Genomic DNA, 22,510 nt, shown 5'->3' with positions numbered 1-22,510 from the left:
CGCTTCCACAATAAAAACAGTAAATAGGTCCTATAAAATATGAAGCGTTGGCCCTGGTTAAACCTCCTGTATCAAGTGGAAACGGCATTGCCGTCCTTTATAAGGACTGCTCCGTTTCAGCGCGAAATATAAGGATAAGTTATCGTGTGGAACATATAAAATAAATTCTTATATTTTGAAAAGAAACGGCCGCCCTCCTGCCGGAGAGCCGCCGCCTGCGAAATAACCGTAACCTTCTATTATTTGAACCAGCCCTTCTCCTTGAACCGCGTAATCGCCTCAATCCGGTTGCCGACATCCAGCTTGTCCAGAATCACCGAGATGTAGTTGCGGACCGTGCCGGTGGTGATGTAGAGCTGGCTCGCAATCTCCTTCGTATTCTTGCCGTCGGCGATCAGCCCCAGCACCTCCTTCTCGCGCTGGGTCAGCGGGTTCGCTTCATTGCTGTAGGCCTCGTCCATCAGCTCCGGCGCATACATCCGTTTGCCGTCCATGACACTGCGGATCGACAGCGCCAGCTCCTCGCTTGGGCTGTCCTTGAGCAGATAGGCATCCACTCCGGCTTTGACCGCACGCTCGAAATAGCCTGCCCGGGCAAAGGTGGTCAGAATCATGATTTTGCACCCTGCCCCTTTCAGCGCCTCCGCCGCCTCCAGCCCTGTCATCGCAGGCATCTCAATATCCATAATACAGATATCCGGCTGGAGCTGCTTCACCAGCTTGACGGCTTCTTCCCCGTCGCCCGCCTTGCCCACCACCTGCATATCCTCCTCCAGGTCGAGCAGCGCCGAGAGCGCCCCGAGCAGCATCCGCTGATCCTCCGCGATCACAATTGATATCATTGCGCGTTCACCTCCATGTCCGGCTGCTGAGAAGCATTCGGCACCTTAATAACCACTGTCGTTCCTTCCTCCTGAGTCACTTCCATTGAACCGTTGACGAATTCCAGCCGTTCCTTCATACCCTGCAGCCCATGGCCCTTATGGTATAGCCGGTTCGCCTCAATGCCCCCGCCGTTGTCCATTACCTTAATGACCAGCTCCGTCCGGGTAGATTCCATCCCGATCCGGCAGAGGGACGCGCCGCTGTGCTTCACTACGTTCGTCACGGCTTCCTTCATGCACATGCTCAGCACATTCTCGGTAATCAGCGACGTATGCGACAGATCCGGCTCTCCCTCCAGCACATATTCAATTTCTGCCGCCTGGAGCAGCTGCCGGATGCGCACCAGCTCGTCTTCCAGCCGGATGCCCCGCATCTGGGTAATCATCTCCCGGACCTCCTTCAGCGCACTACGCGCGGTGTTGCGGACGTCATTGATTTCGACCAGCGCCTGGGCCGGATTCTTGGCGATCAGCTTGCCGGCCAGGTCACTTTTGAGTCCGATCAGCGACAGCCTCTGTCCCAGTGTATCATGCAGATCCCGCGAGATGCGCTGGCGTTCCTCCATAATGACCAGCTCGGAGATCCGTTTGTTGGCGTCCTCCAGCTGTCCCTGCAGCCGGTCCTGGTTATTGCGGTTATAGGTGGTGACCGGGAGCAGCACAACAGCAATAATACTGACCAGCACGAAAGGCAGCTGCGAGAGGAACACAGGATTGCGCATAATCAGCTCATAGTTAATCGATACAATCGTGGTGAGCAGATGGATGGGATAGAGCGTGAAGAAGGCAGTTCTTTTCTGGATATTCCCGATGAAGAAGGCCAGGAACAGTGCAAAATACATATACCCGAACAGCAGCGTCATCGTGATCGAGACCACCATCTGCCCGACCGTCCAGAAATAGACCAGCCAGCCCTTCGACTTGAACGACAGCACATAACAGGCGAAGAAGCAGATTATCATCACAAAGCCGTACACCCAGCGGTCCGCTGAGGAGGAACGGAAGATGAAATAGAAGGGGAGTATATAGAATACGACCCATACATAAGGGCTCAGCCCGGTGCTTTTATGAAAAATGTGATGCCACTTCTGCATGTCAGCCATCCTTTTGCCAGTAAGAGTATACCCCCATTTTAGCACATATCTTCCCGCAATCTGCAAGAGGGACCCTGGCTTCATATCAAAAGAAAGACCCGCTCCGGCCTCCTGCACGCCGGGGAAGTCTTTCTCGCTCGTAACCGTTCTATTCACTCTGAAGCCCCGGCTTGATCACCTTCAGCCTCTCAGCTGCGGCGGGCTTGCTCTGGCGCTGGAGCTGCTTCATTTCCCTGAAGCTGACAAAAGCCTTGCGCTGCTCATCCCACAGACGGTATTTCAGCGCCTGGAGGCTGGTGCCGAGCGTGATGGTGGTTGCTTTTTGCAGCGGCGGGGTCGCGTTGTGGGCCAGCTCCAGATTGTAATTCGGCACCTTCGGGCTTAAGTGATGCACATGGTGGAAGCCGATATTGCCGGTGATCCATTGCAGCAGCTTCGGCAGCTTATAATAGGAGCTTCCCTCTACGGCCGCGTTGATATAACTCCATTCTTCATCGTGCTCGAAGTAGGTATGCTCGAACTGGTGCTGTACATAGAACAGCCAGATGCCCAGGAACCCGGACACGAACACAATCGGCAGCTGCACCAGCAGGAACGCCTGCCAGCCCATGGCCAGAATCAGCCCGGTGTAGAGAGCAGCGATCAGGACATTTGTCAGATAGGTGTTCATCCGTTCCTTGCGTCTGGCCCCTTTGACGTTGAACCGGTACTGGATCAGGAATACAGCAATCGGTCCGAGGATGAACATCACCAGCGGGTTGCGGTAGATCCGGTAGAAGAGCCGCTCCAGCGGCTTCGCCGCCTTGTATTCGTCCACGGTCATAATCCAGATGTCGCCGATGCCTCTTTTGTCAAGATTGCTGCTGCCGGCATGATGGATCGAGTGGCTGCGTTTCCACTGGCGGTAAGGGACCAGAGTCAGCACACCGGTGAGCGTTCCGAGAATATCATTCGCCTTGCGGTTCTTGAAGAACGACCCGTGGCAGCAGTCATGAAAAATAATAAACGTGCGGATCACGAACCCGGCCGCCGGAATCGCAAACAGCAGGGTAAGGCCATAGGAGACGTTTAGGCTAAAATAGGCAGCGGCCCATAACAGCACCAGCGGCACCAGTGTATTGATCATCTGTCTTATGCTCGTCTTGCGGCTCGTTTGTTCGTAGGGAGCTACACTTTTTTTCAGGCTGGAAAGCCCGGGAAGCTGGGGGGTGGTCATCGGGATCGGTTCCTCCTCGGATGCATCCATTCTAGGGACACTTCATCTACTTCCATTATAAAGAAGAAAGTGTCACCCCCGTAAGTCATAAACATCAACCCTGGTGTATGACATTTGTCATAGTTGGTTTGTAACTTCAATCAAACCTGCTTCACATGCTCCTCACGGTACTCCGTTGGCGTCTTGCCGGTCGCCTTCTTGAACACCTGCGTGAAATACCTGGGGTCCTGGTAGCCGACAAGCGGCGCGACCTGGTAGACCTTCACACTGCTGCTGCGCAGAATGTACTTGGCCTTCTCCATCCGGCAATGGGTGACGAATTCCAGAAAGGTGTAGCCGGAGATCTGCTTGAACAGAGTGCAAAAGTGGCTGATGCTAAGATCCGCGACCTCAGATACTTCCTCAATACTGAGATCCTTGTGGTAATTGGATTCAATATACCGTTTGGCCTTCTCGATGATGCTCCGCCCGTCCTCCCGGGCTGCGGTTTTGTGGCTCTGCTCCAGCCATTCGCGGAACTCTGTTTTGAGCGCCTCAATCATTCCCGACAGCGTACCCAGATCGTTCAGCTTGGTCAGCAGGCTCTCCACCGACCACTCACCGTGCGTGTTCAGATGCTCGAATTGCCGGTACAGCACCACGCTCAGCTCCAGAATCAGGTGGCCGGCCAGCTTCTGCGGCAGAGCCTGGGCTTCAATGAAGACTGCCAGCTCATCGAACAGCGTAAGCATGCGCTCCAGGTTCAGCGTGCGGATGCTCTCCATCAGCGCCAGCTCCAGCTCCTTCGGATACTTCACCTCGCGGCTGCCGGGTGCCGCCGTCTCTTCATCGATGAACACACCGGCTTCTCCCGAATAGAAGCGCTGATATAGCGCCTGGGCCGCCAAAGGGTACACCGTGCTTAACTGGTCAATCCCCCGGGTGGTACGGCTGATGCCGACAGAGCAATCCAGCTTGGCGTACCGGCGGATGCCGCCAATCAGCTGCTCTCCCAGCTCTTTGCGGTTAGCAGCAGCGCCAGCCGGGAAGAGCAGAATCCACTCCCCGTTGTAGAACGGGAACACCGACAGCGCGCCGTGCTGCATCGACCACTCCTCCAGAATGTTGCGGACGGCAAACAGCCACAGCTGCTTCTCCTCCGCGCTCCATCTGGCGGTAAGTCCGGCGTAATCATCCAGGCGGACGACCGCCATGAAATAGTCCTGCTCCAGCTCGCTGTTCTCCAGCCATTTCAGGTGCTGCAGCGGACGCGGATTGCCGAGCGTGAACTCGGCCAGCATCCGCTCGCGGGCCAGCAGCGACAGGGTCTGCACCGAGAGCAGCATCTGCTCGTTCTCCCTTTGGCGGTCCAGCCGCTCCCGGGCCCTCACCAGCATGTCCGTCAGCTCCTCATGGTCAATCGGCTTCAGCAGATAGTCGAACGCACCGGCACGCAGCGCCTCCCGGGCATACTCGAATTCCCCGTAGCCGCTGATGAAGATGAAGATCAGCTGGGCGCTGCGCGGAAGCACCTGCTTCATCAGGGCGATCCCGTCCAGCACCGGCATACGGATGTCGCTGATTACAATATGCGGCGAGGTCTCCTGTATAAGCTGCAGAGCAGTCTCTCCGTTCTTCGCTTCGCCGGCAATCGTCAGACCCAGCTCCTCCCACGGGACAGCAACCCTCAGACTGCGCAGTATGAGCGGCTCATCATCGACGAGCAGCACCTTATATTTATCGTCAGCTTCCATTATCTCATGCCTCCAGATCTATTGACCGGCTGAACTGCGGATCAGATTCCAGTATTGCTTGGATGCGGTCTGCAGCTCCTTCAGGGCTGTATCCGCCTGTATTTTCTTGTCGATCATCTCTTCGATGACGCTGAGGAAGGTTGTTTTGACCTCTGGCGACAGCAGATTGTCGTAGGGTACGAAGCTCTGGTTATTCTGCTCCATCAGCTCCATAACCTGGGCGAAGACCGGCCCCGTCTTCTGAGGATCGAAGCCGATCCGTATCGAGGGAATCCGCAGCCCCTCATAGACGATCCGGGTCTGAACTTCCTTTGTATAGAAAGCCTTCATCAGCTCCAGCGCGGCCTCGCGCTTCGCCCCGGTAAGGCTCGAAGACAGCCCGATCCCGATCGTGTAGCCCCCGGCGATAGAGGCCTCGCTCCCCGGAACACGGGCCGGGAACGGCATCACCCCGACCTGGTTCTGGAAGTCAGCCGGAGCGGCGGGGCCGGAGAACAGATTGATATCCCAGTTGCCGTTCAGGTACATGGCCGCTTTGCCCCCGGTGAACAGCTTAACAGCGTTCTCTGTGGACACATTATTGGCATCCCCGCTGAAGGCTCCTTCGCCGATCCAGCGGTTCAGATGGCGGAAGGCCTCCAGGTATCCGCTGCTCTGGAAGCTCACCCCCGGCACTCCGCTCACCAGCTCCTGAATCAGCTCGGGACCGGCATAGCGGTCCATCAGGTAATGGGCGAACACTCCGGCAGGCCACAGGTCCTCATTGCCCAGCGCGAACGGGATGTACCCCGCAGCGTTAAGCCTCCCGATCACCTGATCGAGCTCCGCAAGCGTGCGGGGAACCGTAAGCCCCAACTGCTCGAAGATCCTTTTGTTATAGTATAGCGGCTCCGCATTGCCTTCAATCGGCAGACCATAGATATGCTGGTTAAAGGTCCAGAGATGAAGGTCCTTGAACTGCTGCTTCAGCCCGTTCTCTTCCGTGAATGCCGTCAGGTCCATCAGCCGGTTCGAGCGGACATACGGCTCAATCTCTGCCCCGCCGAACAGCACGAACATATCCGGCGGCGTGCCGGTCACCATCTCGCTCTTCAGCCGCTGCTCGCGGTGGATGGTCTGGTCCAGCCCTTCGAAGTTCACCTTCACATTCGGGTGGCTCTCCTGATAAGCCTTGACCACCTCCTCAAAGATGCTTAGCAGCGGGCGGTCATGCTCCTTGATCCAGAAGTGGCGGAAGGTTAAGGTGATTTTCTCGGGAGGGTACTCCTCAATCTGTCCGCTCTTCTCCTGCAGAATGAACCCGACCGCACCGGCCATCAGCAGGATGTAGAGCAGCACCCACCCCCAATTGGTCAGCCAGCCGGCCGCCTTCCGCTCCTTGTTCATGCGTTCTCCCCTTCTCATGTTGGCTGAATCCTCGGAATCCGGATACAAATGGTGGACCCGAACCCGGGGGACGAGCAGACCATAATCCCATACGGATGGCCGAACCGGATATTCAGGCGCTCATGCACATTCTTCAGCCCCACCCCGCTGTCGCTGTATTTCTTGGGATTCGGGCGCTCCTTGTTCCACTCGCTCATCAGCACCGCAAGATCGAAGCCCGGTCCGTTATCCTTCACAATAATAATGACATCATTGCCGTTCTCCTGCGCGCTCACCGTGATGGTGCCCTGCTCCTCCATATGCTCAATGGCATGATATAAAGCGTTCTCAACGATCGGCTGGACAATCAGCTTCTGCGTCATCACGTACTTCAGCGAATCCGGCAGCTCCAGCTCATACAGGAATTTCTCCCCGAAGCGGAACTTCTGGATATCCAGATAATGGCGGACATGCTCGAACTCCATCTGCAGCGGAATCAGCTCCTGGTTCTGGCTGATGCTGATCCGCAGCAGTCTTCCGAGCGAGACGACCATCCGGCTGATATCCTTGTTGCCCGCAATCACGGCCATTGAGTTAATGGATTCCAGGGAATTATAGATAAAATGCGGATTAATCTGCGCCATCAGCGCCTTCAGCTCCGCCTCCTTCTTGCTGCTCTGCTCGGCCTGCACCTGTTCAATCAGCTCATTGATCTGTGAGCTCATCCGGTTGAAGCCGTCGATCAGCGAGTCGCTCTCATCATTGGCACGCAGCGGTACGGCAATCGGCATGAAGATCCCCTGCTTGACGCGCTTCATCCCGTTCACCGCGCTGTTAATGATCCGGACCAGCCTGCGGATGAAATAACGGTCGAACAGAAAAGCGGACAACAGCGAAACAACCCCGAGAATAACCGCCAGATTGCGGATGGAGGCTGATTCGGCGGAGATGAGATCCATCGGTGTAATCGCGGCCAGATACCAGTCCGAGTTGTCGGAGGGGAGGAAGGTGATCAGCGATCTTTTATCCTGATAGTTATCGATGTAATAGTCCTGTTCCTGAACATAATTCTCCTGCAGAAAAGGGAACTCCGTCCGCTCCCCGATATGCTCCCCCGACTTGTTGAAGACGATATTGCCGTGCTTGTTCACCAGCAGAATATCCCCTTCTCTCAGGGTAGCCGCCTCCCAGAAAATCTGGTCCAGCAGATCCGGCTTCACATACACCACCAGATAGCCGATATCCTCCAGCGAGTAGAAGTCCTTGATCACTCTGGCCTGCACCAGCACAGGCTTGCCTGCGGCAGCCGAGCCGTTCTCGCCGGGACCGGACCACACCGGACGCCCCTCCGCCCGCTCCATCGCTCCGAACCAGACCTGACGTTCCATTTCGGCAAAAGACATCGGCGCATTGTACTGATAGATCAGCCGGTCTTTGCCATAGATACTGAAGGAGGTAATCATCGGCTGCACAAACAGCAGATTGTTAATCAGTTGCTTGTTGTCATAGGTCAGCACGAAGTTCTGCTGCTTCAGCGCCTGCTGGATCGGGGGCTGTGTAATGGCCGAATTGGTGGTTGAGGTAATCTCGCTCAATGCAAACTTCAGCTTCCGGTCGGTCTCCTTCAGGGAGATCCAGTAGAAGTTATTGGATTTCTTCTCCATGGCGTTCGAGAAATTCACATACGTCACAGTGCCCATGACGATTACGGGAATGAATACCAGGAGAATGATTGCGAGCAAGATTTTGCGGCGGAGCTTCATGTACAGTACCTTCCTCCTGCTTGTCTCTGTGTTGTAATATTCTCCACCCTCCGCCTGATCTCCTGTCCGGAACTTGTACCAAATCACACCGGTGCAAACGCAGACGTCAGAGTCAACGATTCTCCCCTGCTGCTGCGAGCTTTCGCGCCTGCTTCACTGCTGAACGCCACTCCTGCGCCGGATTGGCTCCCTTCACCAGCACATTGCCGAGCGCATGCTTGAACAGGGCGTCCGTCTCTTCGTGCAGCGGCCCGTAATAGACCGGCTTCACCCGGCTGGCTGCCTTGCCGAATTCGGCTCCAGTCTGCTGGCCGCCGAAGAAGTCATCGCGGAGAGCCGCGAATGCAGGATCACTGTAGAGGGACGGAATAGATGGAATCAGGCCTTGTGCAGCAAAAGATTCCTGCTGGTTCTCCTTGTTCACCAGCCATGCAATAAAGGCATAAGCTGCCTCAGGGTGCTTCCCCGCCTTAGGCAGCGTCATATACGAGCCGCCCCAATTACCGGCCCCTTCTGCCAGCTGGGCAATTCTCCACTCTCCCACAGAAGCGGGTACACTCTGCTTAAGGGTCCCGGCCAGCCACGCCGGTCCGGCCACCGCGGCGAACTCGCCGCTGCGCAGCCCCTGCTCCCACTCCGGCGACCGGATGTCCGCATAGCTGATCCAGCCCTCCTGAATACCCTTGGCCGTGTAGTCATACGCCCGCTGCACATAAGGATTCGTATCACCGAAGAAGCTGCCGTCCGCCCTGCTGTAATAGATTTCATCCACCGACTGGTCGCGCAGCGCATTATACGTCAGGTCCGCCAGCCCGGAGAATGATTTGCCGGTCTTCTCCTTGACGGCCTTCGCTGCGGCAGCGAATTTGGTCCATGTATCAATCGCTGCACTGAAGCCTTCCGGATCGCCGGGCAGGCCGGCGGCTTCAGCCAGGTCCTTGCGGTAGAACACCACAGTAGGCCCGATATCTGCCGGCAGTCCAAGCTGGAAGCTTCCGTCCGCAGACGAGGCCTGTCTCCAGGTCCATTTCAGGTAATCTGCCTCGATGTCCCCGGCCCCAAGCTCGTTCAGATTATAGAACTGGTCCTGCTCTGCCAGATACTGGTCCACAAGACCGGCCTCAAGCTGATAAATATCGGGCACTCCAGTGCCTGCCGCGAAGGCCGCAGACAGCTTCTGGTGCAGCGCATTTCCGTCATCCGCCTTCAGCACCTTGATCGTCACATCCGGATGTTCCTTAGTGTAAGCACCGGCCAGATCCTCATAATTTGTGCCGCCGAGTGTCCAGAAGGTCAGCTCCACCTTCGGTTGCGGCCCGGTCTGCGGCTGTTTCTCCGTCCCTGCCCCTGCAGCCGCCGCAATATCTGTTGCAGCCTCCCCGGTATATTCATTCGCGGCAATGGTTCCGCTGGTGTTGTCTGCCCCGCCCGCTGCGAGTGAACCTGTGAGTATGATGGAAGCCAGCGTCAGCGTAAGGTATTTCGCTTTGTTCATTCCCTGTACCCCTCTCATAGGTTTCTCTTATATGAATAAGTGTACCGTAGGGGAATGTTTGTTTTTGAGGTGGCAAATTGCTGATTTATGGTGGAAATTATTCCGATTCTTGATTTACCCCTTATGCCAGAGGGTAGGAAATTAGTAAATTGAAGGGAGTTTCGCCTATGAAAAAATGGAAATACCTAATCGCTCTAGCCGTCTTACTGGTTGCAGCTGTATCCACTTACGGATTCATGAAGCGCTCGGGCCAGACAGAGGTGGAAGGCCGCTGGGCCTTGAGCTCCGGCAGTGAAGGCTGCTATACCGGCTTCCGGTTCATGAAGAATCCGGTCAACGGGGGCGGCGGCGTCTCTACTGAAGCAACAAACGGCAATGTCGTTGAAATGTCGTACGGCACTTATTCTTATGAGAAGGATGATACGATCGAAATCAAGATTACCAACCGCGATGCCCAGCCCTTCCAGATCAATGCCTCCAGATCAGAGGATACGTTGACGCTTAAATATGATGTGGAGGGGAAGCAGGCGGTGTGTTCCTATACGCTGAAGAAGACGGATAAGTGAGGGAGGGGATTCTACGAGGGAGGCCTTCATTAGCAGTCCGGGCAATATGGATTTGTAGTCCAGGCAAGGGTATGCTAGTAGAGCATTGGAACCCGCAATGATTCCTAGATATCTGTAAAGGAGATTCCCCCTTATGCCTATTAACCGTCCCTTGCTGACCGACCGCGATCTGCAGGAAGCAGTGGACCGCAAGCTGCCTGTCCGTGTGTTCCAGGACGACCATCTGGTGAATTCCGGCGCGACCATCGTGCGGTTCACTGATTCGGATGTAGTGATCCAGTCCCGCGTCAGTGATTTGACCTATTATCCGCGCAGCCGCTGCGAATTCTTTGAAGTGCGGTCCTGACCGGTGAAGCCCGGCGCCCCGGATACGTGTGAGCTGTGCGGCCGCTCGCCTCTGGCAACAACCGTGCATCATCTGACGCCCCGCGAGCTGGGCGGCACGCTGCTTGGCACTGCGCAATTATGCAAGGCCTGCCACCGGCAGATTCATGCCTTGTATACCAATAATGATCTTGTGGCGCTTGAACTCACGACCCTGGACCGTCTCCGCAGCGATCCGCAAATCGCTGCCTATCTGAGATGGATTCAGAAGCAGCCGCCGGGCGCCGAGCCCAAGCTCCGGAAGTCGAAGCGGGTCCGGGGCAGACGCTAATCCGGTTACATAGCAGCCAGTGTTATCACAGCGCAAACAGGTGCCTTCCGGTTAAGGAAGGCACCTGTTTCTGTGTGATATATTAGGCCGCGTTATTTTTTGCGTATATGCGTGTATTATCAGTTGTGTATAGTAGTCCAAGCCGTTAACAGATTATTTCTTCTTGTCTCCGTATGCGCTCAGCTTCTCCTCCAGGACATCCTGGAAGCTCTTGGCTTTGTCGTCATGCCGCTGCATCTTGAGCTCGGGCACAGGCTGAGGTCTAAAAAACTTATGATTAAAAGCCATAAGATTATGTACGCTCATACTCATTAAGGTTCAACCTCCCTCCATAGTCTTGACTCATATTTGCGTGACTGCGAAGCATCTTACCCCTTATATAAACCGCTCTTTCCAATCCTAAACAGTTTTTCTCGAAACCTTTGGATGATTATGCAAAAATAGCGGCGGACCCGGACTTAAATCTAAGTCAGGACCCGCCGCTATCATCGTATTTTGCATAAAGCTTCGCACTTGCCTGTTATAACGAAAACTCCGTCACGCCCTTCTTAGAGGCATACTTCAAAGTATACGTGCCTCCGTCTCCATCCCCATAAAGCATGGTCGCGATGGTGATCCGTGTATAATCCAGCCTGTGCTCTTTCAGTACTTTTTTGACGAGGGCGATTCCGCGTTGTTCATCGGCCACTACACAGAACAGGTTAAGCACATATTTACCCGGGTCGGCCACGCTTCTCCCCATATCATAACCGTCTACGTAACCCAGCTCCGCCTCTTCTAGGAACAGGTTCAGGTATTCCGTCACTTTGCTTCTCAGCCATTCATCACGCTGGCTTCCCTTGGCACTCTTTAGGGGATACTGCACCACCAGCCAGCACTTTTCGCTCATATATGGGTTCACCACCAGACGTATAGATTGTTCCCGGCTACTTCTTTAAGGCAGCCCAGGAGGCCTCATTCAGGAGCTCCAGCTCCTCCCGCTCCAGCACGAAGGTCATAGCGCTGACATTCTCGCGGGCATGGCGGGCCTTGGACGCGCCGGGAATGGCAACTACAGTGTCGTCATGATAATGAATCAGCCAGTTCAGCGCAATCTGCCCGGGGGTCACCCCGTATTTGTCAGCCAGCGCAGTCAGGGAAGATATTAGCGGCTTGCTGCGGGCCAGGCTCTTGTCATCCAGGCCGGACATCATCCGCCGGGAGCGCGAGACAGCAGCCACCTGCGAAGGATCATTATGGAAGCGGCCGGTGAGGATGCCCTGCTGAAGCGGGGAATAGGCAATAATCGAGATGCCCAGCTCCTTGGCCGCAGCCATGGTGCCGTTCCGGTCGATACTGCGGTCCAGCAGGTTGTATTTGACCTGATTGGAGACCAGATGAAGGCCGTACGTGCTTAACAACCGGTGCGCTTCGGTCATCTGCTTGGCCGAATAGTTGCTGACACCGACGTAACGAATCTTGCCTGCCTTCACCAGTCCGGCCATCGCTTTCATCTCACTGGCAATGGAGGATAACGAGAACGGCTGGTGAATCTGATACAGATCGATGCCTCTTCCGCCCAGAGCAGCGACGCGCTGGTCAATCGTGGCGGTAATTGAGCCTGCGGTCCGCAGCAGCGGCCACCACTTGGTCGCGATCAGCGGAGCGGCGTGGGGACTGCCTTCCTTATGGAGCTGATCGAGCACATGGGCCAGGGCCTGCTCTGATTTGCCGCCGCCATAGATCTCTGCCGTATCCACCCAGTTCATGCCGCCTTCCAGGCTGACCCGCACAATCTCCAGAATATCTGCGTCGCTGAGATTGCTCCAATACCGGCCTACGATGCCGCTCCCCCGGCTGAACTGCCAGCAGCCGAGGCCCAGCGGCGATACGGACAATTCGGACTGGCCCAGCGGACGCAGTCTGACTTCACTCGCAAGTGTCTTCATTCTTCTTCCTTCTCTCAGCAGATTCATTGAATACAAGCTTCTACACAAGCTAATATAGTAATGGGACAATTTGGCTATACCCACAGCTTAAGACTTCCTCCGGCAGACTGTCAAATACAGCAGGGCTGCCGGGGAGATACCGTCTCTGCTTTTAGGCATGGCCTTGAAAAAGGAGGATATGGTATAATTGCCCTGCTGCTCATCTGCCCGCAGGAAGCTACTATGTACATAACTGTAATGGAGGGAATTCATAACTCATGATGAAATTTATCGGTTTCCTGCTGCTGTACCGGCTGCTCGGTAATCCGTTTCTCGCACTGATCATCCTGCTTGTCGTCCTGTATTTCCTGGACCGCCGTTATGTCGGCATTCTTCCCAGCTTCGCCAAGCCCTTCCGGCGCAGCCGCCAGATCTCCAGGCTGCGTCTGACCATTGCCCAGAACCCGAACGATGTATCCGCCAAGTTCGATCTGTCCCGGCTGCTGATTGAGCGCAAGCGCTACAGCGAAGCCAAAGAGCTGCTGACGGCCATTGCCGACCGTTACGAGACCTCTGCGGAATACTGGGTGGAGCTGGGTTACGCCAACCTGAAGCTGGGGCAGCTTGCCGAAGGCGAAGCCCAGATGCTCAAGGGGCTGGACATCAACCGCCGGGCGCAATACGGGCAGCCTTATCTCCGCCTGGCCGAGATCTTCCGCCATGTGGACCAGGACAGGGCGCTGCATTATGTGAGCCAGTTCCAGGAGATCCAGTCCTCCTCCAGCGAAGCTTATTATCTGGCCGGTTCCATGTACAAGGCACTGGGCCGGACGGAGGACGCCAAGCTTGCTTTTAACGAATCGCTGGCCGTCTACCGCTCCCTGCCCAAATATAAGAAGCGCCAGGAACGCGGCTGGGCGCTGCGCAGTTATTTTGCGAAGATGCGATAGGTATCTTCGCTATAATTCCAACATAAACAGCCTCCGGCCCAAGTGAATTGCGGGGACCGGAGGCTGTTTGTGTTATTTTACCGGAACAGTGATCTCCAGCTCGGGAATGTACAGCTTCTGTCCATCCTTCCAAATGGCAGGCTTAATGGTGATACGGGCCGGGATCGTCTCAAACGGTTCATAGTTAAAATTATGGAATAAGAAATTGCCTTCGCCCGTCCCGCCGGTGCTGCCGAGCCCCTTAACTTCCCGCCCTTGCTCGTCTGAAAGTTCAAACTGGACCGGGAAGTGACCATTCACCTTATATTTGTCCGGAATGTTTGCTTCTATAGCCGTAATGTGCGCCCCTGGTTCTCCTTGTAGTTCTACCGTCAGCTGAGTTGAAGTAGTACTTACCTCCAGCCGTTTAATCATCAGATTAATGTGATCATGAGTTTTCAGGATATCCGGTGTAAGAACGAAGCTCTCCGGTACTTGGCGGGTTACGGGGAACTCAAAAATGAACGGGTCGGCAAATCCGGGAAGATAGACAGACATTTTGAAATCAAAGCTGCCCGGAAGCTGCAAATTCCCTGAATTTAGAGCTGTAACAATGACAGAATCGGGGGCCTCCGGCCCGCCGGGTGCAATCTCCACTCCCGTATTAACAAGCTCTCCGTTGACATAGAAATCGATGGGCCGGTTGAGACGGCCTGTCTTCGGATCAGGGATAGCCCATGTATCTGAAAAAGACTTGTGCGTATACACGCCCTTCGACCGGGTCAGCACCAGCGACAGACGGCTTCCGTCATACATTTGTTCCGATACGGTTAGCGTCATCCCGCCTTGTGTAACGGTCTGCCTGATATCCTCTGTTATGCTGCTCTCACTGGCCTTTTGCAATCCCTTGTCCCCGGCCAACCGGAATATACTCTCAAGGAACGGAATAGTTCTCAGCGTTTCTGCCATAGCCGGAGACACAAATCCGAGGCTTACTGTCAGTATCAGTACTCCGGCCATCAATGCTCCAATCTTCCATATCCGGGACCGCAAGGTACGCGGTTTCCTGCTGCGTGAACTTCGTTCAGGTTCCCTCTCTTCACGAATCAGCTGGTAAGCCCTCTGCATTCGAGATTGCACAAGGTCCGGCAGATCGGGGAGTTGCTCTTCCCTGAGGCCTGCCAGCCGATCCTCTAATTCATGTTGATTCATCCGTTCATCTTCCTTTCTACAGGTTCTGTAAGGTATTGATGCAGCGTTCTCCTGGCTCTATGCAGCCTGGTCTTGACGGCACCCTCCGACAGCTCCAGCAACCCGGCAATCTCCTGGAGTGTCAACCCCTGATAGTAGTGAAGCGTTACAATCGTCCGCGAGATTTCTTCAAGTCTGCTGATGGCGTTATGAAGGTCCATGTCCTTCTCCGGTGGAGACGACGGATGATTTCTCTCAGAAGGCTCAGGCACAACTATCACACGCTCTCGTCTGCGCAGAATCATATTGCATTCGTTAATCAGAATCCGAAAGATCCAAGTGTTGAAGAAAGCTGCGTCCTTCAAGGCAGATAGCGATTTATAGGCTTTGAGTATCGTCTCTTGCATCGCATCTGCACCATCCTCGTCATTTCTGACAATGGATTTAGCTACACTGTACATTCTTCTTTCAAGGTTCTTCAGCAACTGAATGAAAACCTCATGATCACCTGCTTGCGCACGCCTGACGAGGTCTTCTTGCTCTCTGTCCAAATCCCATCTCCCCTTCCTTCAGGAAGCTGCTGCATCCCGGCTAACTTTGTCACTATAGCTGATTAGATGAGGCACAGAGGCTTAAGGTTACCTTGTTGCAAATATTTTTTCTACGCTGTTCATGAACAGCAACACGAATTCGGTTTTCCGCATACATTTCAGCCTTCTCCTTCGTAAACAGCACTTATTCTCCGGCAGATGTAAATCATAATTTCCCCAACAGCAAAAAGCAGACTCCGCTTAGTAGCGAAAGTCTGCTCTTTTGCTGTGTCCTATCATATATTACAGAACGTTACACATCCAGAGATCTAGGCTGGTCCTCGCCCGTCGCCGGAGTGAACGGCCACCAGTTGGCCTTACCGAACATCCGCACCATTACCGGCACGAAGAATGGCAGGAAGACCAGGGCGTACAGCGCCAGACCGGACAGCACGACCGTGGCAATCTGCATCATCGACAGCACCCCGGACGGATACATCGAGGCGAAGGTTCCGCCCAGGATGATCACGGCGGACAGAATGACCGTTCCCATGTTGCGCATAGCGTGCAGGATGGCTTCACGCACATCCCAGGTCTTGTTCTCATTGAAGCGGTCCATCAGGAAGATACTGTAGTCTACCCCAAGGGCAATCAGCATGACGAAGCTGAAGAACGGCGTCGTCCAGGTGATGCCCGAATAGTTCAGCAGATGCACGAAGATCGCTTCGGTGATGCCAAGCGCCGTGAAGTAGGTAATCAGCAGCGAGACAATAACATACAGCGGCATAATGACCGAACGGAACAGTACGATCAGGATGAGAAGAATGCCGGCCAGCATCAGAATAACGGTGCGCGTATAGTCCTCATTGGAAATCTGCTGCATGTCATTGTAAATGCTGGTCACACCGCTCATGGCGATTTCCGCATTCTCCAGCTTGGTGCCTGCAACCGCACGGTCTACCGCTGCCTGTATCTGCGGAACACTGTCAATCGCCTCAGAGCTGTACGGGTTGCCGGCAAAAACAACATCCAGCGTCATGACCTTGCGGTCTCCCGACAGGTAGTTGTCGAATACCTGCTGAATGCCCTTGGCTTCCAGCGCTTCGGCCGGTACGAAGAACCCGCTCAGCTCATCGTCCTTAAGTGCCTCAATCTGCTTGAGATAATCCTGTGCGGAGCTGAGGCCGCCGGTGATCTGGCCCAGGCCGTCCGCGCTCTGTGTAAGGCCGTCGGTCAGCTGGCCGAGCTGGCCGGTCAGCTCACCGAAGCCGTCAGCAAGCTGCTTCTGGCCGCCCTGCAGCTGATCCAGGCCGCTGGTGATGGACGGAATCTTGCCGACAATCTGCCCCTGGCCGTCTGCGGCCTGATTGAGGCCGGATTGCAGCTGGCCGATACCGGCTATAAGCTGGTTCAGGCCCTTCGCCAGCGCCGCCTGCCCTGCGGCCGCCTTGGTATAACCGGCATTGGCTTCTGTTAATCCGGCAGCAGCACCACCCAGCTGATCCGAGATCTGGCCGAGTCCGCCCGCCAGCTTAGCAGCGCCGGTGCCGCTCTGGGTGACCGTACCCTTAATGGTCTGGTAATTCACATCCTGCTGCAGCTCGGGATGAGCAGCCTCCAGTCCCGTGAACGCGCCGCCCAGACCGGTCAGTGCATCCGCCACGGCCTGAAGCTGGGTCTGCAGGCCGCTAAGCCCGCCATCCAGCGCGTTCAGCCCGCTGCCGATCTTCTTGTAGCCCTCCAGCAGTGCGGCATTCGCATCCGCCAGCTGCTTCGCGCTGGCCGCCGCCTGCGAGAGGCCCGCCTTGATCTCGCCGGCTCCGGCGGAGCCGCTGCGGATGCCGCGCTCGATCTTCGTCAAGCCGTCACCCAGCGCGGCAATGCCTTTTTTCAGCTCAACCGTCCCTTGGGTCAGCTTGGCGCTGCCTGAGGCAGCTTCAGCCAGCTTCGGTCCGTTATCCTTCAGCTGCTTGCTCGCTTCGCTCAGCCCGTTCTGAATTTTGGCTAAGCCTTCATTGCTTTGATCCAGACCGTCAGCTAAGGTAGCGACCTGGGTAGGGATCAGGAAGTCATTGATCTGCTCGCCGGTCGGACGCGACATGCTGCGTACCGCCTTGACGCCGTCCACCTTCTGCAGCTCGCGGCTGATTTTCTCGGCAAGACCTATATATTCCGCATTATCCATCCGGTCATCATTCTTGATGACAAGCTTGCCCGGCATGGATTCACCCGGACCGAAGCTGTCTGCGATGATATTGAACCCTTTGACTGAGGCGTAATTCGGCCCGATCTCATCCAGGCTGTTGAAGCTCAGCTTCCCGCTGTAGGTCAGCAGGAACGGCACCACAATCGCCGCCACAATCAGCAGCGCAGCCCAAGGCCGCTTCAGCGAGAACGAGCCTGCCGCTCCCCAGAGCCGGCTCTCGCTATGCTCCAGCTTGCCGCGCGACGGCCAGAACAGCTTGGGACCAAGCACAGCCATAAAGAACGGTACCACCGTCACTAGTGCCAGCAGCATCACCGCGATACCGACTGCCACCGCCACTGCAGAACGGTAGAGCATGAACTGGGACAGGCCGATTGCCACGAAGCCGACGAACACTGCGAGTCCCGAGAAGAAGACTGTTTTGCCTGCATTGCGGTAAGTCGCGATAATAGCGCTCTTGGTATCCTCAGACTGGACCAGCTCCTCCTTGAAGCGGCTGATCAGCAGGATACAGTAGTCGGTCCCGATCCCGAACATGACGGCAACCATGAAAATCTGGGTGAAGGTGGACAGCGGAAAGTCGAACCGGTCCACCAGGAAAGCCACCACCGACTGGGACACGATATAACTTAGCCCCACCGTGATCAGCGGGACAAATGGAGCCACGAATGAGCGGAACACCACGAACAGGATCAGGAGGATGAACACGACCGTGATGTACTCCGACTTCTTGAGCCCGGCTTCCGAGCTGGCAACCGTATCCTCCGTAATCAGGCCTTCACTGGTCATATAGTGCTCTGCCGTAACCTTATCCAGCAGGGCAGCCGTCTTGGCCGGAAGCTCCTTTACCGCCTCTTCTCCGCCCTGCACCGATAAGGCGGCCATGATCGTTTTGCCGTCCTTGGCCACCAGCGTATCCTTAAGCTCAGGCTGCGAGAACGGATCGGTCACCGTGCTGAGCTGCAGGGCTTCCTTCTCCCCGGCCAGTTGCTCGATCCCTTGCTTGATGCTCTCAGTATCAGCGTCCGTCAGCCCTTCCGGCTTATGGAACACCAGCGCCACCTGATGCACCGTCTCCCCGTTCTTGGCGGCCGCCACCTCCTTCATAATCTCAGCGGCTCTTGAGGAGGAGTAGCCTGCCGGAACGGAGATTTGCCCCTTCTCGCGCACCAGCTCCGACATCGGCGGGGCACTCAGGAATAACCCAACCGCCACCGCCAGCCATACCGCAATAATGACCCATCTTGCCTTCAAAATCGTTCTCAATTGCTTCTCCCTCCCGGCTCCTGCATCAGAAATGCCAGCTTCTCGAACATCACAATGAAATGCTCAATATCCTTATCATCGAAGTGGAACAGATACGGCGAGATAACCTCCTGCATCTGCTTCTCTGAGGTCAGATAGACCTCCTTTCCCCGCTCCGTCATCGTTAAATACACCTGCCTGCGGTCATTCTCGTCCCGTGTTCTCTGAATCATGCCCGCTTCATCCAGCCGGTTGATGATCGCCGTGATCGAGCTTTTGCCTACCGCTACAGCCTCGGCCAGATAGGTGGAGGTGCATTTCTCCTGCGCGCCGATCAGCCTTAAGATCAGGAATTGGTCACTCGTCAGCAATTCGCCAAAAGTATCCCTGAGCTTCGCATTAATCTGCCGGGTGACCACCCTGTAAGCATCTATATAGCGGTTGATCCATTCCTCTGCATTTTTCTTCAAAGCCGGTTCCTCTCCTTTCCATCGTATAGTTCACGTGTAGAACAGTTTCACAGTAAAACTATATTGTCCTTTTCTGCAAAAGTCAACCTATTTTTCATAAACAAAAAAACAGCCACCCTGCACCGTTAAGTACACAGAATGGCTGCTTCAAGTATTATACTTCTTAATCCTCATCTTCTGACTCTTCAACCTCGTAGACACAGCGGAACAGCTCAATACCGGCGGCATTCTCGCCCAGACTGTATACCATGAATCCCAGGCTGCGGTAAAAGTCGGCGGCGGTCTCGTCTTCCGTCTCGGCCACTACATAACGCGGCTGACGTGCGGTCAGCAGCTCCAGAATCATCCCCCGGGCATAGCCCTTGCCCCGGTTCTCCGGCAGCACCGCGATATGACGGATATCGAGCGATCCGTCCTCTGTCTCTTCATAGCCGGTAATCCCGACCAGCAGCCCTCCCTCTTCCCAACCGCAGAGCTGCAGGGCGGCAAGCTCCTTATACTCAGCCGTAGTGCGCTCCAGCGCATCCGGGTCATCCATCACCGCATAGCCCAGCAGCTCATTCACCTCAGGTGTTCCTGCGAGCGGCTTCACATCGATCAACATTAGTTAAAATCCTCCTTCTCTATACCGGGTACCAATGGCATCCGTTATCCCCTTACCAGCCGCAGCAGTGCATAACCGGCCCATACACCCAGCAGGTTCAGCAGCAGATCGTCGATATCGAGGCTCCCGACATGCAGGAGCATCTGCGCCAGCTCCAGTACCATGATACAGCACGCGGACATCACCGTTAACCGGAACCAGGAATAGTAGCGGGATACTGCAAGCGGAAGCAAGAAGCCTACAGGCGCAAACACCGCCACATTCCCCAGCAGATTGACCAGCCGGCTCGCATACGACAGGCCATTATTCATATCGAAAAACAGACGCACCGTGCGGAGCGGCTCCAGATTATACCGGAGCGGACCGTCAAGCTGAACGGTCCGGCCGAAGCCCAGGAACATCCAATACAGCAGCATGGCGCTGTAAGCAATCAGCAGCAGCCATACCAGAAACCGCCGTCCCGGCGGTAATGTGCGCCTGCCTGCCGTAGTGGAAGCCCTGCCCTTTCTGCGCCGGGGATGCGGATTAGTGATGCTGGCCACCTTCTACAATTTCAATCGTACCGTCGCCTTTGCCGATAACCGCCATGCTGGCAATGCCGATGAAGAGGCCGTGCTCCACTACACCGGGAATGCGCTGGAGCGACAAGGCCAGCTCAGGCGCCGAGGCAATGGCTTCGAAATGGCAGTCCGCAATGTAATTGCCGTTATCCGTCTTATAGAGGCTATCCCCGCTGCGCCGCAGCTCCGGCTTGCAGCCCAGCTTGGCCAGATCGGCGATTGTCCACTCCCAGGCGAACGGCACGATCTCGACCGGCAGCGGGAACTTGCCGAGCGTAGTGACCGCCTTGCTCTCATCGGCGATAACAATCATCCGGTCACTGCCCGTCGCGACAATCTTCTCGCGCAGCAGCGCTCCGCCGCCGCCCTTGATAAGCTGCAGCTCCCCATCCAGCTCATCCGCGCCGTCAATAGTCAGATCCAGGCGGTCCACCTCGCCGAAGGAGACGAGTGGAATGCCCAGCTCCCGGGCCTGATCCTCGGATGCCTGAGAGGTGGCTACAGCAGTAATCTGTAAGCCCGCGCTGACCCGCTCTCCCAGCTTCTTGATGGCCCAGTAAGCGGTAGAGCCTGTACCGAGTCCTACCTTCATGCCGTCCTGCACATACTCTACGGCTTTCTCGGCAGCCAGCTGTTTCACATTGATACTCATTTTATTACCTCCAAGTTATCCGGTATAATGGTTGGAAATACTAATTGCATGTCAGGAGGAACCCGGATGAGAACCGAGAACCAGATTCAGTCCAAAATCAACGAATTGACACTTCAGCGCAGATCGCTGGAATCGCGGCTTGCCGCCCTGCCGGCCGGTGATCCGCAGCGTGCGGGCCTGGAGGTCCAGCTGACCCGGGCAGAGGACATGGCCCTGATGCTTGAATGGGTGCTGAATGCTCCCGTGGGCAAATATCACGCCTGAGCCGCAGCCTCGGTCAGTGATGTGTACACTGCCTATTCAGCTATAAGCTGCTAATTCTGCCCGGTACAGCTCGGCGTTATCATGCTCGAAGCACACGAAATCGATCCGCCGCAGCGGCAGCTCAGCCGGGTCCTTCTCCCGCACATATTTGGTCACCGAATCCAGCGCTGTCCTGCAGGCCAGAGCCTTGGGGAAGTTATAGATCCCGGTGCTGATGTTCGGAAACGCCAGGCTCTGCACCCCATGGGCACAGGCCAGGTCGAGACTGCTTCTGTAGCATCTGGACAGCACCGCAGCTTCTCCGGCGGAACCGCCTTTCCAGATCGGTCCAACCGTATGTATGACTCCGCGAAAAGCAAGCAGACCCGCACTCGTCAAAGCGGCTTCACCGGGAAGAATCCCGCCCTGCCGGCATCGTATTTCGGCGCATTCCTCAGCGATCCGCGGGCCGCCGGCCCGGTGAATGGCCCCGTCCACTCCTCCGCCTCCGTACAGGCCGGAATTGGACGCATTCACAATCATCTCGCCCTGCCAGGCGGTGATATCGCCTTGTTCAACCAACAGGACTACCCTGTTCACGGTGATCTGCATGCTCAGCCTCCTCCTTCGCGGCCGCCGCCAGCGCTTTGATCAATTCCTTCTCTCCCGCATAGACCGCTTTATCAGGAAAAGCCGCAGTCTCCAGCCTTCCTCCACCCTGAATCGCGGCCTGCCGGAGAATGCCCAGCATATAATGCTGCGCCTCGGATAACGCCATCTCGCCAGTACCGGCGGTTACCCTGCACAGGGTACGGGCGGTTTCCGTACCGCCGCCTGCGGCCGTGAACTGAAACAGCGGCACCGCTTCCGGCAGCTCCGTCTCCGGGGTGAAGCTCTGATCATAGACGGAATACATCCGTTTGCCGGCGGGCACCATAGAATGGTCCGTCTTCTGCGCGGCGAGGATTCTGCTGTTCTGGTAGGCAATAATTCCGGCAGCGGCCAGCAGAAACAGCACGGTGCCTGCGATTAAGGTAAACATTATTTTCACCAGCCTATACCTGAAATGAAACATACCGCTTCTATATTATCATGGATTGACCATGGACAGAAGTAGCCTGCGGGCGTTGGCCCGGTAAAAGGTTTCTGCCGCTCTTCCATAAAGTTATTTTGAGAGATTCAAATTAACAGTTGAAACTTGA

At 55.7% G+C, this 22,510-nt stretch carries 24 protein-coding genes; 5 read left to right on the top strand and 19 right to left on the bottom strand.

Features of this window, described 5'->3' with window-relative positions:
- Positions 1-239: 239 nt before the first annotated feature.
- The 7 genes from MHI24_RS29780 to MHI24_RS29750 form a co-directional block, all read right to left on the bottom strand.
- Positions 240-842 carry a response regulator transcription factor gene (locus MHI24_RS29780; RefSeq protein ID WP_340023161.1) on the bottom strand — a complete coding sequence of 201 codons (603 nt, stop codon included), beginning with the start codon at positions 840-842 and terminating at the stop codon, positions 240-242.
- Complete coding sequence (locus MHI24_RS29775) at positions 839-1,978, bottom strand: sensor histidine kinase (RefSeq protein WP_340023160.1); 1,140 nt, start codon at positions 1,976-1,978, stop codon at positions 839-841. Before MHI24_RS29775 ends, MHI24_RS29780 begins: the two co-directional genes overlap by 4 nt.
- 148 nt (positions 1,979-2,126) lie before the next feature.
- Positions 2,127-3,194 (bottom strand): fatty acid desaturase, encoded by a 1,068-nt coding sequence (locus MHI24_RS29770; protein WP_340023159.1) that lies wholly within the window; start codon positions 3,192-3,194, stop codon positions 2,127-2,129.
- A 140-nt stretch (positions 3,195-3,334) separates the two neighbouring features.
- Positions 3,335-4,927: a response regulator gene (locus MHI24_RS29765; protein WP_340023158.1), complete on the bottom strand. Its 1,593-nt coding sequence runs from the start codon at positions 4,925-4,927 to the stop codon at positions 3,335-3,337.
- Between the two features lie 18 nt (positions 4,928-4,945).
- Positions 4,946-6,313 carry an extracellular solute-binding protein gene (locus MHI24_RS29760; protein ID WP_340023156.1) on the bottom strand — a complete coding sequence of 456 codons (1,368 nt, stop codon included), beginning with the start codon at positions 6,311-6,313 and terminating at the stop codon, positions 4,946-4,948.
- 14 nt (positions 6,314-6,327) lie between these two features.
- Positions 6,328-8,055: a sensor histidine kinase gene (locus MHI24_RS29755; protein WP_340023155.1), complete on the bottom strand. Its 1,728-nt coding sequence runs from the start codon at positions 8,053-8,055 to the stop codon at positions 6,328-6,330.
- Between the two features lie 112 nt (positions 8,056-8,167).
- Positions 8,168-9,550 (bottom strand): extracellular solute-binding protein, encoded by a 1,383-nt coding sequence (locus MHI24_RS29750; RefSeq protein WP_340023154.1) that lies wholly within the window; start codon positions 9,548-9,550, stop codon positions 8,168-8,170.
- Positions 9,551-9,717: 167 nt separating this feature from the next.
- Here MHI24_RS29750 and MHI24_RS29745 point away from each other — a divergent pair, with 167 nt between their 5' ends.
- From MHI24_RS29745 to MHI24_RS29735, 3 genes are all read left to right on the top strand, one after another.
- Positions 9,718-10,116 carry a hypothetical protein gene (locus MHI24_RS29745; protein WP_340023153.1) on the top strand — a complete coding sequence of 133 codons (399 nt, stop codon included), beginning with the start codon at positions 9,718-9,720 and terminating at the stop codon, positions 10,114-10,116.
- Positions 10,117-10,249: 133 nt separating this feature from the next.
- Positions 10,250-10,462, top strand: coding sequence for a hypothetical protein (locus MHI24_RS29740; RefSeq protein ID WP_340023152.1), 213 nt, complete (start codon positions 10,250-10,252; stop codon positions 10,460-10,462).
- Positions 10,463-10,465: 3 nt separating this feature from the next.
- Positions 10,466-10,771, top strand: coding sequence for an HNH endonuclease (locus MHI24_RS29735; RefSeq protein ID WP_340023151.1), 306 nt, complete (start codon positions 10,466-10,468; stop codon positions 10,769-10,771).
- Between the two features lie 153 nt (positions 10,772-10,924).
- Here MHI24_RS29735 and MHI24_RS29730 read toward each other — a convergent pair whose 3' ends face one another.
- The 3 genes from MHI24_RS29730 to MHI24_RS29720 form a co-directional block, all read right to left on the bottom strand.
- A complete protein-coding gene (locus tag MHI24_RS29730) occupies positions 10,925-11,083 on the bottom strand; it encodes a hypothetical protein (protein WP_238649870.1) in 159 nt (52 codons plus the stop codon).
- A 208-nt stretch (positions 11,084-11,291) separates the two neighbouring features.
- A complete protein-coding gene (locus MHI24_RS29725) occupies positions 11,292-11,660 on the bottom strand; it encodes a hypothetical protein (RefSeq protein ID WP_340023150.1) in 369 nt (122 codons plus the stop codon).
- 37 nt (positions 11,661-11,697) lie between these two features.
- Positions 11,698-12,699: an aldo/keto reductase gene (locus MHI24_RS29720; protein WP_340023149.1), complete on the bottom strand. Its 1,002-nt coding sequence runs from the start codon at positions 12,697-12,699 to the stop codon at positions 11,698-11,700.
- Positions 12,700-12,956: 257 nt separating this feature from the next.
- On the opposite strand from MHI24_RS29720, the gene MHI24_RS29715 reads away from it, so the two are divergent.
- Positions 12,957-13,628 carry a tetratricopeptide repeat protein gene (locus MHI24_RS29715; RefSeq protein WP_340023148.1) on the top strand — a complete coding sequence of 224 codons (672 nt, stop codon included), beginning with the start codon at positions 12,957-12,959 and terminating at the stop codon, positions 13,626-13,628.
- 72 nt (positions 13,629-13,700) lie between these two features.
- On the opposite strand, the gene MHI24_RS29710 is transcribed toward MHI24_RS29715, so the two are convergent.
- The 7 genes from MHI24_RS29710 to rpiA form a co-directional block, all read right to left on the bottom strand.
- Positions 13,701-14,627 carry a DUF4179 domain-containing protein gene (locus tag MHI24_RS29710; protein WP_340023147.1) on the bottom strand — a complete coding sequence of 309 codons (927 nt, stop codon included), beginning with the start codon at positions 14,625-14,627 and terminating at the stop codon, positions 13,701-13,703.
- A 188-nt stretch (positions 14,628-14,815) separates the two neighbouring features.
- A complete protein-coding gene (locus MHI24_RS29705; RefSeq protein WP_340023146.1) occupies positions 14,816-15,349 on the bottom strand; it encodes a sigma-70 family RNA polymerase sigma factor in 534 nt (177 codons plus the stop codon).
- A 292-nt stretch (positions 15,350-15,641) separates the two neighbouring features.
- On the bottom strand, positions 15,642-18,800 hold the full coding sequence (locus MHI24_RS29700; RefSeq protein WP_340023145.1) for an MMPL family transporter: 3,159 nt from the start codon (positions 18,798-18,800) through the stop codon (positions 15,642-15,644).
- Positions 18,797-19,249 (bottom strand): MarR family transcriptional regulator, encoded by a 453-nt coding sequence (locus MHI24_RS29695; RefSeq protein WP_340023144.1) that lies wholly within the window; start codon positions 19,247-19,249, stop codon positions 18,797-18,799. Before MHI24_RS29695 ends, MHI24_RS29700 begins: the two co-directional genes overlap by 4 nt.
- 163 nt (positions 19,250-19,412) lie before the next feature.
- Positions 19,413-19,853 carry a GNAT family N-acetyltransferase gene (locus MHI24_RS29690; protein WP_340023143.1) on the bottom strand — a complete coding sequence of 147 codons (441 nt, stop codon included), beginning with the start codon at positions 19,851-19,853 and terminating at the stop codon, positions 19,413-19,415.
- 44 nt (positions 19,854-19,897) lie between these two features.
- Positions 19,898-20,395 carry a VanZ family protein gene (locus tag MHI24_RS29685; RefSeq protein ID WP_340023142.1) on the bottom strand — a complete coding sequence of 166 codons (498 nt, stop codon included), beginning with the start codon at positions 20,393-20,395 and terminating at the stop codon, positions 19,898-19,900.
- Complete coding sequence (gene rpiA / locus MHI24_RS29680; RefSeq protein ID WP_340026838.1) at positions 20,379-21,059, bottom strand: ribose-5-phosphate isomerase RpiA; 681 nt, start codon at positions 21,057-21,059, stop codon at positions 20,379-20,381. Before rpiA ends, MHI24_RS29685 begins: the two co-directional genes overlap by 17 nt.
- Before the next feature lie 72 nt (positions 21,060-21,131).
- Between rpiA and MHI24_RS29675 the strand changes: the two genes are divergently transcribed.
- The gene (locus MHI24_RS29675; protein ID WP_340023141.1) at positions 21,132-21,329 is read left to right on the top strand and encodes a hypothetical protein; all 198 of its coding nucleotides are present in this window, start codon (positions 21,132-21,134) and stop codon (positions 21,327-21,329) included.
- Between the two features lie 36 nt (positions 21,330-21,365).
- Here MHI24_RS29675 and MHI24_RS29670 read toward each other — a convergent pair whose 3' ends face one another.
- Both MHI24_RS29670 and MHI24_RS29665 read right to left on the bottom strand, forming a co-directional pair.
- Positions 21,366-21,920 (bottom strand): macro domain-containing protein, encoded by a 555-nt coding sequence (locus MHI24_RS29670; RefSeq protein ID WP_340023140.1) that lies wholly within the window; start codon positions 21,918-21,920, stop codon positions 21,366-21,368.
- Complete coding sequence (locus tag MHI24_RS29665) at positions 21,883-22,350, bottom strand: hypothetical protein (protein WP_340023139.1); 468 nt, start codon at positions 22,348-22,350, stop codon at positions 21,883-21,885. Before MHI24_RS29665 ends, MHI24_RS29670 begins: the two co-directional genes overlap by 38 nt.
- Positions 22,351-22,510 lie beyond the last annotated feature (160 nt).

Source organism: Paenibacillus sp. FSL K6-1096, from assembly GCF_037977055.1.
Taxonomy (GTDB): Bacteria; Bacillota; Bacilli; order Paenibacillales; family Paenibacillaceae; genus Paenibacillus_AQ.
This window is presented reverse-complemented; position numbering and strand designations above follow the sequence as displayed.